This window comes from Acinetobacter sp. YH12227 (genome assembly GCF_013417785.1).
GTDB classification, from domain to species: Bacteria; Pseudomonadota; Gammaproteobacteria; order Pseudomonadales; family Moraxellaceae; genus Acinetobacter; species Acinetobacter gandensis.
In genome coordinates this window covers 42,084-56,146 of the sequence record NZ_VPDH01000004.1, presented here as the reverse complement: position 1 = coordinate 56,146, position 14,063 = coordinate 42,084, and the positions used below count along the sequence as shown (strand labels likewise).

Here is a 14,063-nt window from a genome sequence, read left to right as displayed (position 1 = left end):
CTCTAAATCCTCTTTTTATAAAGAGGGGATTGAGAAAGATTAAAACCACCTTCGGGTGGTTTTTTTTATATATCCTAAACCTCAGCAGGGTTTAAAATTTAAGCAGTGTATATGCACGTGATTGATCACTAAAAAGGCGCATTAAATTGCACCATAAAAAGTTGATGTTTCAAATGAATGCAAAAGATTAAATACCACCCAATTATTATGCGCTGTTCTGACTCATGGTGCGAGAAGGTGCTGTTAGTTAGTCCCATCGCAGCTTATGTTTTTCGGCAACTGATTGAAATATATTTATTTGTCTGAAATTTGGCATCTGTTTTGCAAAGTAGGATTATTCTTGGGGGAATAATCATGAAAAAAGCATACTTGCTTGCATTGATGTTGAGTTTAACTGCATCACAAACTTGGTCAGCAGATCCACAAATAGCCAGTAATATTCAAGAAATTCGCATTTCACTCGATAGTATTTGGGTGGTGCTAGGCGGCATTTTGGTGTTCTTCATGCAAGCGGGTTTTGCCATGATTGAAAGCGGCTCTGTCCGCAGTAAAAATACCGTGAATGTGCTCATGAAGAATTATATGGACGCATGCTTGGGGGGCTTGGTGTTCTGGTTAGTCGGTTTTGGTTTGATGTTTGGTGTAAACAGTACGGGGTGGTTCGGTTTAAGTCATTTCGCACCTGACCAAATGGATGACTGGCACTGGAATCTACTGTTCTTCCAAATGATGTTTGCAGCAACAGCAACCACCATTGCGAGTGGTGCAATGGCGGAGCGTATTCACTTCGTGGCCTATGTGGTCAGTGCGGCAGTGGTTTCTGGTGTGATATATCCAATTTTTGGTAGTTGGGCTTGGGGCGGACTTTTTGGTGGCGATGGTTGGTTAAAGGCTTTGGGGTTTATTGACTTTGCCGGTTCAACCGTTGTGCACTCTATGGGTGGTTGGGTTGCACTAGCTGGAATTATTGTATTGGGGCCGCGATTAGGACGTTTTGGTCGCAATGGTCAAAGCCATTACTTGCCAGGCCATAATTTACCATTAGTCGCTTTAGGTGGTTTTATTTTGTGGTTGGCTTGGTTCGGTTTTAATGCTGGCTCGACAATCAATGCCGGTGTAAGTGTGGGTCGTATCGCCTTAAATACACATCTTGCTGCATGTGCCGCTGCGGTTACTTATATGTTGCTGAGCCTAATTCGTTCGAAAGCGATTTTGATTCGTAGCACGATTAATTCTTCACTGGGTGGTTTGGTCGCAATTACCGCAGGCTGTGCCACTATGTCGCCAATTTATGCAGTAGTCACAGGTTTATGCGCTGGTGTGCTAGTGACCTTTTTACCTATGCTGATGGAGAAACTTAAACTGGATGATGTGGTTGATGCTGTGACTGTCCATGGATTTTGCGGCGCATGGGGCACATTAGCAGCAGGGCTATTTCTTGAAAATAACATGTTCAATAGCAATGTCATTGCAATACAAGGGCTAGGGGTGTTGGTGGCTTTTGCTTGGGGCTTTGGCGTGGCATTTATTGTATTTAAAGTCTTGGATAAATTGATGGGTGGGCTGCGTGTCAGTAAGCAACATGAGCAACGTGGTTTGGACTATACCGAACATGCTGAATTGTCTTATCCAGAGTTTCAAAAAGATGTCACTTTCGAAACTGATGATATGACTAGACGTCACTGATTAGGAGTGAAGTAAATGAGTACTGAACTGTTAAATTTGGCACAGCGCCGTGAAGCACTGGAAAAAGGCTTACAACAATATTTACAGGGCAATATGTTGCAAGGTGCATTACTGCATTGGGAGCAGCAGTACAGCATGAAACCATCCTTTGTATTGAATCGCTTTTTAAATGATATCTGTACGACGGAAGAATTACGCTTTTATCGAAAAGACATGCTTAAGCAAGTTTTGTATGAGTTATCTACTCTAGAGAAGCAAGCACTATTACGGATTGAAAAACCGAAAGAAAATGAACAATTTGAGGCATTGGTTGCCGATACCATCAGTGACGCTTTTTTAGCATTTACAGATGCGGTTTTACAAAGTACCAAGCTGGCAGATGTAAATGACTTTAATCAGGAAGTGATTGAACAAATTGAGCAGATGGGGCTGGCCGTTGCAGCCAATGCACAAATTAATACGGCATCATTTGTGGAGTTTCTGCCACTAACCAGTTATGCAAAAGTATTGACCTGCATCTATGAGGTGTTTTGCGAGTTTTATGGCCCTATGCGTGCAGATCAGGTTTATGCTCAGACCAAGCTGAAAATTAAAGCTAATTTCCCAGAAGTGGATTTACATCAGTTGCTTTAATGTCCTAGTAACCAGGAGAGGCATTCATTACTCAACCCATGAGACATAAAAAAAGCGACCGAATTCGGTCGCTTTTTTTATTGACAACTTAAGCTACAGTTTCTGGAGCTGTACGCCATAAGCTTTCAAGATCGTAGAATTTACGTGCTGTAGGTAACATCACATGTACCACTACAAAACCGAGATCAATCAGGATCCATTCTGCATCACGTTCACCTTCAACGCCAATCGGGCGGAAGCCGGCTTTACGTGCTTCTTCTGCCACGTTGTCTGCAAGAGACTTAATATGACGAGTTGAAGTGCCGCTCGCAATAACAATCGCATCTGCTACATTGCTGATTGTGCTGATATCGAGAGAAACAATATCTTTGGCTTTTACATCTTCAAGTGCTTCACGTACAACAGCTAGGCAAGTTTGCACGTCTTTGATTTGCTTGTTTGCGAGATCGTGAGAATTAGAAGCGCTGGGCGATGGTTCTAAATTCATAGAGGGTATGATTTCCTGACAATTTTTCAGGATCTAATATAGCGGTTTTGTTGCTGAATTTCAAATCAACCCTCTTCAAATTTAACGCTCAGTTCTGGAAGTATTTGTCTTTCCATGCAAAAGAGTGCGACGAGTTGGAACGTGGACGATATTCTGCTGCGACATATCCTGCATATTCACTTTGACTGAGCCATTTAAAAATTTGTGCATAGACGATTTGTCCAGAGTCTGGTTCATGACGGCCTGGGCAATCCGCAAATTGGATATGTCCAATGTCCTGAATATTTTCAGCCAGACTACTTAAAATATCTTCACCCATCATGGCCATGTGGTAGCAGTCATATTGCATCTTTAAAGCAGGATGTTGTACAGCTTCAAGCATTTCTTGTGCTTGAGCAATATTTTGCACCAAGAAACGCGGCATATCTGTACCATTAATCATTTCAAAAACTGGCTGAATTTGATGTTCGACCAGCATATGACACGCTAATTTTAAATTAGTGGATAAGGTATTTAAACAAGGCAATAGGTCAGCATCTTGTGGTTGCTTCCCCGCCAAAATGTTTACACTTGGGACATTGAGCGCTGTTGCATAACGAATACATAGCTCTAACGCTTGGTAAAATTCATTTTCGCGACCAGGCACACCGGCAAGCCCGTCACCACCTTGCATTAAGTCGCCTGCTGGAACATTGATCAGACATAAACTCAAATCATTTAGGGTTAATTGTGTTTGAATTTGCTCAATGCTCAGTTCATAAGGGAACTGAATTTCGATGTATTTAAAGCCATGTTCACGTGCTAAAACAAAGCGTTCTAATAACGGAACTTCAGTGAAAATCATTGATAAATTCACAGCGAGCTTGGTCATGTTTAGATCCTTTTATCCATGTAGTCGGTCAATTCACTCATGATTTTTTACATTCAACGTGTTCAATCACTGTGGCTAAATCTTTTTCAGCATAGCCATTATTTTGATGTGCTTTGAGCTGTGAAAGAGCCAAAGTCGCGACGGGTATATCTAGATTAAATTGAGCAGCAAGCTGTACCGCATTGTTCAAATCTTTCGACAAAGTCTGCACTTTCCATTGCACCGGTTCAAATTGATGACTGGCCATACGTGGCGTTAATATTTGAAACGGTTTGGAATCTGCAAAGCCACCTGCAAGGGCAGGTGCAAGTAAAGTTGTATCGACACCTGCTTGTGATGCAAGGGCAACGGCTTCAGCAATTAAGGTACTATTTGCAGCAACAATCAATTGATTGCAAATCTTGGTAGCTTGTCCTGTACCAGTTTCTCCCATTCGGGTGACGCGTTGAGATAAAACATTGTAGATTAAGCTGAGATCATCAATGGTTTGTGCATCACCACCAGCGAAGATAACCAATGTTCCTTGCTCTGCACCAGCCGTTCCACCTGAAACAGGGGAGTCGATCCAAATGACATTTTTAGTTTTTGCTTGTGCGGCCAAATCCAATGTTTGATTGACCGATAGGCTTGAAAAATCCACGATGACTTGGTTCGGACTTAAGTACGGCGCGATTTGTGCATAGACTGCAGCAACAGCATAGTCATCTGCAAGGCAACTGAGGATGACGGGATAGTGGGCGATTTGATCAAGGGATAATGGCGTCGCACCTATCGCAACCAGCTCATCGCAAGCGGCAGCGCTACGATTCCAGACTGCAACTTCAAAACCTGCTTGAATCAAACGTGTTGCCATGCGACTTCCCATGAGACCCATGCCAAGGAATGCAATTTTGGTATTTCGATCAAAAGCCATTTTTATTCTCAATCTATCCAGTCATACATAGTTTACTTATATTGGCGCGGCAAAAACTGAACCTCTGGGTTCTTATCCTTTTTACGGGCTAACTGACTGTTTTTGCCCATCAATAATTTAAATTGCCAAATTTTTTCTAAGCGCAGTGAGCGTTTTGGATTATGTTCCATCGCGTCTAATACTTGTTTGGTTGCGGCCAAAGCATCAGGAGAGCGCTGAGAGAGTTCTTCAGCCAAAATTTGAGCCTGTGCCAAGGGTGTTTCATTTAAATGTGTCACCAATCCAATTTCTTTGGCATATTGACCATCAAATATTCGAGCAGTTAAAGTCAACTCTTTCGCCAAATCCAACCCAATTAGGCCTTTAAGCGAACGGGTTAAGCCCATGTCCGGAACCAAACCCCAACGACTTTCCATAATCGACATTTTAGTATCAGGATGGGCAATACGAATATCTGCTGCTAATGCCAATTGCATGCCAGCTCCGAAGCAAAAGCCTTCAAGTGCCGCAATTACTGGTACAGGGAGTTGTTGCCAAATCAGGAACGCTTTTTGAAATAAGCTTTGGCCTGGTTTAATCAGCTCCCATGCTGCAAACGCACGATTTTTAGGGTCATTCAGATCAGCTAGATCAATACCTGCGCTAAAAACCTGAGCTTCACCTGTTAAAATTACACAGCGTAAGCTGCGATCTTTTTTTAGTTTTTCAGCTGTGCTCACTAATTCCTTTAACAATGCAAAACTCATTGCATTACGTTTGTCTGGACGGTTGAGATAAACCGTTGCAATGCCATTATTTTTTTCGATACGTAATAAAGCCATGGTATTTACTCTTGTTGTTTCTGCGCCGAGCATAGCATGCAGTTTAGTCTGATAGATGACAGTGCAGTCACTTGAGTTTGAAGCCTGCACTGTTTTTTCAGGTTTAAAAATTATTGGTTTTGTTTGGCTAAAATTTGTTGTGCTGCATGTTCAACTTGCAACATCACGGCATTGAGTTCATCAAAACGTTGCAAGGTTTCTTGAATAAAGCTTTCGTCTGCTTTACGACGTTCTTTACGTAATGTCGAAACGAATTGTTCAAAATTACCCGAAACTTCTTGCAGTGTTGGTGCACCGACATAACGTGTTGCGCCATATAAACGATGTAGTACATGCTCTAATTGAGGAAAATCTTCATCGTCAATGAGCTGTGCCATTTCAGTTTTTTCTTGCTCAAAACTGTCCACCAGCATTTTTAGTAAATCGATCGCAAGATCTTCTTTATTCGCAGCCAATTGTAAGCTTTGTTGCCAATCTAAAATGCTTGGTTCTAACGCTTCGATGACAGAGTTACGTTCTAAACCTTTGGCTTTTTTGAAATTTTCTGTTGTCCACTGCGTCAATATTTGAATAATCTGATCCATCTGAATTGGCTTCGTCACATAGTCATCCATACCACTTTGCAGCAGCTTTTGTTTTTCATCTGACAGGGCATGAGCAGTAAGCGCAATAATTGGCAAGCGTTTATGTTCTTCAAATGTCGACTCTAAAGAGCGAATCGCTCGTGTAGTATCAATACCAGACATGACTGGCATTTGAATATCCATAAAGACCAGATCGAAAGCCGATAAATTTTGTTCATGTCGTGATTGAATAACTTCAATGGCTTCTTGCCCACTGAGCACTTTTGTGGTTTTGACATTTAATTCTGAAAGTAAGGCTTCAAGTACAATTAAGTTGGGTAGATGATCATCCACCGCCAAAATGTGTAAACCTTGCCCATTGAATTCTTCATGTTGTTCTTGATCGAACCATGGTTCATTACTCAAAAGTTGAACTAACGCAGTACGACTGAGCGGTTGGTGCAATGGACGAGCTCGGTACTCATTCAACATGTTTGGATCAAGCATCATTTGATAACCGTACATGGCTAAATTGCCGGTATAACGGTTACGAATTTCTTTCAATAAGGCTTCAGAGTCACCACTATGATCGACAATCAGCCAAGTGTTTTCATTGCTTTGCAGTTGATTGAGTCGGCTAAACAAATCTAAAATTGACTGCGTTTCAATGTGCTGCACATCATAATCTTCTAAATAATGACGAAGTACATTCGCTGTGGCAGGGTGTGCTAAATAGGACACTACTTGCAAATGGCTAAACTGTGGATGAACAATTTCAATATCATCATCGACACTAAAGCGGGCAGTGAACCAGAAGGTTGAACCTTTTTCGGTCGGTGCACGTTCTTGGTTGTCTTCAAAGCCAATTTGCCCATGCATAAGGCTTACCAATTGTTTTGAAATTGCCAGTCCGAGTCCTGTTCCACCAAATTGACGAGTGACCGAGGCATCACCTTGCGAGAAGGATTCAAACAGTTTTTTACGATCCGTACCGCTTAAGCCAATGCCGCTGTCTTGAACGCTAAAGTGCAGTAAGCATTGACCGATGTCATCATGCTCCATACGCACACGGACAATAATTTCACCATCTGGAGTGAATTTGATGGCATTTGAGGTTAAGTTGGTCAAAATCTGCTTAAAGCGTAGGGCATCGCCGACCACATATTTCGGGACGTTGTCTGCATAGTAGAAGGTCATATCAATATGTTTCTGTGCAGCCAACGGCGACAACATATCCATGACATCAAAGACCGCTTCTTCTAAGTCAAACTGTGCTGTTTCGAGTTCTAATTTTCCAGCATCAATTTTTGAGAAATCTAATACATCATTAATTAAAGCGAGTAGATGCGCTGACGATTTACGAATCGTTTGTAGATAGAGATTTTGTTCATTACTGAGGTTGCCTTGACGTAATAACAGATGAATAAAACCATCAATACTGTTGAGTGGTGTGCGTAGTTCATGTGAAATATTGGCTAAGAAAACCGATTTGGATTGATTCGCATGAATTGCTTGGTCACGTGCTTGGCGATAAGTAATGTTTTGAACTTCTAAGGTATCGAGGGTACGACGTAGATCATCCTCAGTTTGTTCAGTATGCTCACGTAATTCTAAAAAGCTAAAATGCAGGCGTTTTACGACGTTAGCAATGTCACGCTGAAGTAAGCGTAATTCACCGGTACTGTTAATTACCATGTGCTGATTGAGGGTGTCTGCATTCAGGCGTTGTAATTGCATGCGGATTTCATACATCGGGGCAATCCAGCGACGTGAATAGAAATTCAGGCACAGCAATAACAACAATAAGGTCAGTAAACCTGTAGCGATTAAGACAATCAAAACACGGTAGTGTGCAATTTGAAGTGGTTGATTATCTAATTCAATAGATAACCAAGCAGGCGTTTCGTTGGCATCTGTAATTTTGAGCGCATAAACATGATTGTCGTTATGGGCTATTGGACCGACAAAAGAACTTTTATTATCAAATTTAGGCCAAAGGTCTTGGTCTTGAAAGCCAATGCTCAGGCGGTTATGACCTTGTACATCTAAAATAGCAGCGCGAATCAGATGCTTTTCATTCAGCATGTTTTGCATGGCATTACGAGCTTGGTCAAATTGCCAAGGGTAATGGTTAAGGAGGTCGACGGCAGATTCAGAGGTTTGCTGATAACGCGTCAAAATTGCAATTGCCATTTGACGTTGCTGCGCTTTTGCTGCATTAGACGTTTCAGTAATTACCAACATGGCACCTACACATGCCAATATCGTGATCGGCACGAAAATCAGTGCAATCAGCTGTCCATAAGCATGATTTAAGTGCAGGCGTTTAAAAAGCTTTTTGTTGATATTTGACATGATTTAAGCAGTTTATTCCTTATGCACCGAATATTAGCATGGATTATTTAAAACTGATTGCGCTTTAATCACTTTGACGAAAAAGCCAGTCAAATGGGTGCAGGCTCAGGTATTTTTTCATACAATAGGCGCACCTCGATATAGGTACACATAATGAGTAACACAACCCCTGATTTTCAAGCAGATGATTTTTTATTAGACCATTACGTCGGAAATACTCCGTTAGTGCGTTTACAGCGTCTGGCAAGTCACACTCAAGCAACAGTATTAGCCAAGTTAGAAGGCAATAACCCAGCAGGTTCGGTCAAAGACCGTCCCGCGTATAACATGATTATGCAAGCTGAAAAGCGTGGCCAAATCAAACCGGGTGATACATTAATTGAGGCGACGAGCGGAAATACAGGTATTGCTTTGGCAATGGTTGCTGCAATGCGTGGCTATAAAATGACATTAATTATGCCAGCAAGCTCAAGTCAGGAACGTAAAGATGCAATGCGCGCTTACGGTGCTGAGCTGATTGAATCTGAAAACATGGAAGAGGCACGTGATCTTGCGCTTCAAATGGAAAAAGATGGTCAAGGTTTGGTACTCAACCAGTTTGGTAATCCGGATAATGTGGAAGCGCATTATTTAACTACTGGCCCAGAAATTTGGAAACAAACTGGCGGTAAAATTACGCACTTTGTCAGCTCAATGGGTACAACGGGTACCATCATGGGGATTTCAAAGTATTTAAAAGAACAAAACCCAGAGATTCAAATTGTTGGTTTACAACCTTCTGAAGGCTCAAACATTGCAGGTATCCGCCGTTGGCCGCAAGAATATTTGCCAACAATTTTTGATCCATCACGCGTTGACCGTATTATGGATATTCCACAAATTGAGGCAGAAAAAACTGCACGTCGTCTTGCACGTAAAGAAGGTGTCAGTGCAGGAACATCGTCTGGTGGTGCAGTGTGGGCATCGATTAAACTGGCTGAAGAAAACCCAGATGCAGTAATTGTTTGTATCGTTTGTGACCGTGGCGATCGTTATTTGTCGACTGGTTTGTTCTCTGTTGTAGATCCTGAATAATTGCGATTGCAATTCCACTGGTGAGTACTCATGCGTTTACCTGTTTTAATTTTTGATATCGAAACACTCACCGATTTAAAATCTGGGGCGCATTTGTACGGGCTAGATTTGCCTGAGGCAGATCTTGACGCTGCGTTGACGAAATTACGCCGTCAAGAAGCGGGTACTGATTTTCAACGTTTGGCGCTGCATGAAATTGTTTGTATTTCAGGTCTGTGGATTGATGAAAAAGGCATGAAGTTGTTTTCATTTAGCCGAGAAGACAACAGCGAAGCTGAAATTTTAAAAAAATTCGTTTCGATTTTTGAAAAGCGTCACCCAACGCTGGTCAGTTGGAATGGTTCGCAATTTGATTTACCGGTCATTTTATTTCGTGCCATGTATCACGGCTTATCTGCACCAAGTTTGTTCGATCAGGGCGAGATTGATACGCAAAAGCGGTATAATAACTACCAGAATCGTTATCATCATCGTCATATTGATTTAATGGATGTCATGGCAATGTTCCATGGCCGTCATTTTCAAAAGCTCGATGATACAGCACATTTACTTGGCTTCCCTGGGAAGCGTGGTGACGGTGGCTATCATGTTCCTGCATATGTTCAAAATGAACACTGGATGGAGCTGACCAGCTATTGTGAAGGTGATGTGTTGAATACATGGCTGATATATTTGCGCTGGCTATTGTTGAAAGGACAGTTACTGCTGAATGATCATCAGCACATGATTCAAAGCACGATTCAATATTTAAATACTCAGCCGCAACACGCTGACTTTTTATCGGTATGGCAGCAAACTTCGCAACGTACCGAATTTACTCAATCAGATTTCCCATCTCACACACATTAGGTACGCATGAAACATAGAGCCAAGCCCCAAAAAGCCCAACAGCCCATTTATACATTTCAGGTTGAGTCGCTTTCACATGAGGGGCGTGGCATTGCGCACTTTGGAACACATCCTGAGCATCCTATAGAAAAACACGGTAAAAAAGTGTTTATTCGTTATGCTTTACCGGGTGAAACCGTACGCGCGCGTATTACCAATGTCGTAAAACGTCTTGAAGAAGCCGACAGTCTCGAATTATTAAGCGACGCCTCTGAGATGCGTGTTGAGCCAGCCTGTCCGCATTATGGAGTGTGTGGTGGCTGTAGCATGCAGCATATTCATCCAGATGAACAAATTCGTTTAAAACAAGAAGTACTGAAATCACATCTTGAACATTTTGCTGGTATTCAACCTGAAGAATGGTTAGCGCCACTACGTTCACAGCGTGAAGATTACCGTCGTAAAGCACGTATCGGCGTGCGATACCTACCTGCGAAAGATAAATTGGTGGTGGGCTTCCGTGAAAGCCAATCCAATAAACTGACTTCGATTGATCGTTGTATGGTGCTTGATCGTGAATTTGGTTCATTGACGACACTTAAACAGTTATTACAACGTTTAGCTGGTAAGGCTGACATTGGGCATATTGAATTGGCCATGGGCGATCAAGAGATTGCGCTATTGGTTCGACATACGGCTGAACTTTGTGCAGAAGATGTCAACCAATTTAAGAAATTTGCGTTACAGAAGGGATGGCAGCTTTACTTACAACCTGAAGGCCCTGATAGCCTACACCGTGTTGATGATCCATCGGCAGCGATGCGTCTGCACTATGGTCTAAGTGACTTTAATGTAGAATTTGGCTTTAATCCTCAAGACTTCACGCAAGTGAATTCAACGATTAATCCACAAATGGTGAAACTGGCATGTGATTTGCTTCAGTTACAACAGGGTGAACGCGTTCTTGATCTGTTCTGTGGTTTAGGGAATTTTTCTTTACCACTGGCAAAATCTGTGGGAGAGGCTGGTTCAGTTGTTGCCGTTGAGGGTAGTGAGGAAATGGTGCAACGTGGTGCAGAAAATGCACAAAACAATGGCCTTTCTCAAGTAAAATTTTATTCACAAGATTTAACAAAAGATTTTTCGCATCATTCTTGGGCAAAACAGGGATTTGATGCATTATTGATTGACCCGCCGCGCTCCGGTGCGGAGGAAGTTATGCAATATGTGCCCAAATTTGGTGCAAATAGAATCGTTTATGTGTCATGTAATCCAGCAACCCTTGCGCGTGATGCCGGGATGTTGGTACAACAAGGCTACCGTTTGAAAAAAGCGGGTGTCATGGACATGTTTACCCATACAGGGCATGTCGAATCGATTGCTTTGTTCGAAAAAGAAAATCAGATAAACGATTAGAGATATGAAGCGTAGAAAAGTAGGAGTAGGGTATGGTCACAGTACGTGAACAGCTGCCTGGACGTCTCAATGAGTTGTCACAGGAAGCGACTGTAGAACATGCCGAGCAAGCACAGCATGATCTAGCCGAATGGTTGGAGCGTGTCAGTGGTATGTTTGACGGAGCTCCATTGAAGCAACTCAGAGAAGTTGCGAATCTGACCTTGCAAAAAGAACTCGAAACCACGGTGAGTCATCGTTCCAACACCTTTTATACCGGTATTGAAATGGCGGATATTTTGGCGCATCTGTATGTAGATGAAGATACTTTATCCGCAGCGATGTTATATCGTTCGGTGCGTGAAGGTGTAACCAGTTTGGAAGAAGTACGTACCCAGTTTGGTGAGCAAGTTCATGCTTTGGTGAAAGGCACGCTTGCAATGGGTAAACTTTCTGAATTGATTGAGCAGAATAAGCGCCTCGAAGATCATTTTAATAATAACCAGCGTGAACATTTAACCGGCATTTATAAAATGTTGATTTCGGTGACGGAAGATGTTCGTGTTGTATTAATCAAACTTTCTGAACGTACTTATGCCTTACGTGAATTGGCGCATTCGTCAAAAGAGCGTCAAGAACGTGTAGCACGAGAAATTTTAACCATTTACTCACCACTGGCACATCGACTTGGCATTGCACAGTTAAAGTGGGAACTGGAAGATTTAGCGTTCCGCTATTTAGCGCCTGAACGTTATAAGGAAATTGCATCTTTATTAAATGAAAAACGTCTAGAGCGTGAGCAATATATTCAGTTTGTAACCGATAAATTACGCAAAGAATTGCTTGATCATGACATCGTGGCCGAAATTAATGGTCGGGTGAAACACATTTATTCGATTTATCGAAAAATGAAAAGTAAGAACCTGAGTTTTGATCAGCTTTACGATATTCGTGCAGTTCGTGTATTAGTGGATAGCGTACCTGAGTGTTATCACACATTGGGTATTGTGCATCAAATTTGGCGTCACATCCCGCATCAGTTTGACGACTATATTACTAACCCTAAAGCTAATGGCTATCGTTCGCTTCATACCGCAGTCATTGCAGAAAATAAATCGCTAGAAGTGCAGATTCGTACCAAAAACATGCATGAAGAAGCTGAGCTTGGGGTATGTTCGCACTTTAACTATAAAGAAGGTTCGAAGACGACCGATTATTCATTTAATCATCGTCTACACTCGCTTCGTGCGGTACTTGAACATTATCAAGAACGTAATGATGCTAGTGCGCATAAGGATGAAGAAGACTCGGAAAACTTTGAACAAATACAAGAGTTCGAAGATTTTGAGAAAATCTATGTGTTCAGTCGTGATGGTGATATTAAAGAACTACCACGTGGCTCGACAGTTCTAGATTTTGCATATCATGTACATACCGAAGTGGGTAACAAGTGCTATGCGGCACGTGTAAACCAACGCTATGTTCCTTTGACTTATACGCTAAAAACTGGCGAGCAAGTTGAGATTTTAACCAAGAAAGACCGTGAGCCGAACCGTGATTGGTTGGTGAATTCACTGGGTTATATCAAGACAGCACGTGCTCGTGACAAGTTACGCCATTGGTTCCGTCAGCAAGACCGTAGCAAGAATTTGGAAGTGGGGCGTGAAATTCTAAATAAAGAATTATCACGTCTTGCGATTCATCCAAAAAGCATTGATTTGAATGATTACTGCAACCATTTCAATGTGAAATTAGGCGAGGATATCTTAATTGGTTTAGTGAATGGTGATATTAGCCTGCATGCCTTAATCAATCAGGTAAACCGTCATATGCATCTGGATCAGGATGAACCTGAGCTGGTGCTTAAACCAACATTGAATCCGCGTGCGAGTCATACCTTATCTGCGCATGGTATTTTGATTGATGGACTGGATAACGTGGAATTACACGTTGCACAGTGCTGTCAGCCCGTACATGGGGAGTCGATTGCGGGATACATTACTTTGAATCGTGGTGTGAGTATTCATAAAGTCGCTTGTCCTGACTATGTGCGTATGATTGGTCAAGAACCCGAACGTGCTGTCGAAGCCGATTGGGAAATGCAGCCAACCCGTGGTCAAAGTGTACAAATTGTGGTTGAAGCTTATGACCGCCGTGGTTTGTTAAAAGACTTAACCCAAGTGATTTTCTCTGATCAAATCAATATTCGTCAGGTGAATACAATCTCTGAAAGTGATGGTATTGCTAATATGAAGCTGTTGATTGAAGTAAAAGGTTTGGCACAGTTGTCTAAGTTGTTAGCACGTCTTGAACAGCAACCAGGCATTATCAGTGCACGCCGTTTGGTGCAAGGAAGTTAATGACTTCCAGTTTGATAAATTGAAAAAAAACCTGCGTGATGCAGGTTTTTTTTATGTCTAAAAATTGCTGTCATAAA

The 14,063-nt window shown here is 42.0% G+C and carries 11 protein-coding genes; 6 read left to right on the top strand and 5 right to left on the bottom strand.

Going from position 1 to position 14,063, the window contains the following annotated elements:
- The first annotated feature begins 381 nt into the window (after window positions 1–381).
- Window positions 382–1,686, top strand: coding sequence for an ammonium transporter (locus FTV09_RS01565; protein ID WP_373687679.1), 1,305 nt, complete (start codon window positions 382–384; stop codon window positions 1,684–1,686).
- A 15-nt stretch (window positions 1,687–1,701) separates the two neighbouring features.
- Window positions 1,702–2,319, top strand: coding sequence for a hypothetical protein (locus FTV09_RS01560; RefSeq protein ID WP_180056440.1), 618 nt, complete (start codon window positions 1,702–1,704; stop codon window positions 2,317–2,319).
- An 88-nt stretch (window positions 2,320–2,407) separates the two neighbouring features.
- On the opposite strand, the gene rsfS is transcribed toward FTV09_RS01560, so the two are convergent.
- The 5 genes from rsfS to FTV09_RS01535 form a co-directional block, all read right to left on the bottom strand.
- On the bottom strand, window positions 2,408–2,806 hold the full coding sequence (gene rsfS / locus FTV09_RS01555; RefSeq protein WP_067767854.1) for a ribosome silencing factor: 399 nt from the start codon (window positions 2,804–2,806) through the stop codon (window positions 2,408–2,410).
- An 88-nt stretch (window positions 2,807–2,894) separates the two neighbouring features.
- Entirely contained in the window at window positions 2,895–3,677 is a 783-nt protein-coding gene (locus FTV09_RS01550; protein WP_180056438.1) for a hydroxypyruvate isomerase family protein, read from the bottom strand.
- A 37-nt stretch (window positions 3,678–3,714) separates the two neighbouring features.
- Window positions 3,715–4,590 (bottom strand): NAD(P)-dependent oxidoreductase, encoded by an 876-nt coding sequence (locus FTV09_RS01545; protein ID WP_180056436.1) that lies wholly within the window; start codon window positions 4,588–4,590, stop codon window positions 3,715–3,717.
- A 32-nt stretch (window positions 4,591–4,622) separates the two neighbouring features.
- Window positions 4,623–5,411, bottom strand: a complete 789-nt coding sequence (locus FTV09_RS01540) for a crotonase/enoyl-CoA hydratase family protein (RefSeq protein ID WP_180056434.1) — start codon at window positions 5,409–5,411, stop codon at window positions 4,623–4,625.
- Between the two features lie 110 nt (window positions 5,412–5,521).
- Complete coding sequence (locus FTV09_RS01535; protein ID WP_180056432.1) at window positions 5,522–8,329, bottom strand: ATP-binding protein; 2,808 nt, start codon at window positions 8,327–8,329, stop codon at window positions 5,522–5,524.
- Between the two features lie 153 nt (window positions 8,330–8,482).
- Between FTV09_RS01535 and cysM the strand changes: the two genes are divergently transcribed.
- Genes cysM through FTV09_RS01515 form a run of 4 tightly spaced genes read left to right on the top strand, consistent with a single transcriptional unit; the run spans window position 8,483 to window position 13,986 of the window.
- Window positions 8,483–9,403 (top strand): cysteine synthase CysM, encoded by a 921-nt coding sequence (gene cysM / locus FTV09_RS01530; protein ID WP_067767837.1) that lies wholly within the window; start codon window positions 8,483–8,485, stop codon window positions 9,401–9,403.
- A 30-nt stretch (window positions 9,404–9,433) separates the two neighbouring features.
- Entirely contained in the window at window positions 9,434–10,252 is an 819-nt protein-coding gene (locus tag FTV09_RS01525; protein WP_180056430.1) for a 3'-5' exonuclease, read from the top strand.
- A gap of 6 nt (window positions 10,253–10,258) precedes the next feature.
- Window positions 10,259–11,647 carry a 23S rRNA (uracil(1939)-C(5))-methyltransferase RlmD gene (rlmD, locus tag FTV09_RS01520; protein WP_180056429.1) on the top strand — a complete coding sequence of 463 codons (1,389 nt, stop codon included), beginning with the start codon at window positions 10,259–10,261 and terminating at the stop codon, window positions 11,645–11,647.
- Between the two features lie 32 nt (window positions 11,648–11,679).
- Window positions 11,680–13,986: a bifunctional (p)ppGpp synthetase/guanosine-3',5'-bis(diphosphate) 3'-pyrophosphohydrolase gene (locus FTV09_RS01515; protein WP_067767831.1), complete on the top strand. Its 2,307-nt coding sequence runs from the start codon at window positions 11,680–11,682 to the stop codon at window positions 13,984–13,986.
- Window positions 13,987–14,063: the final 77 nt, after the last annotated feature.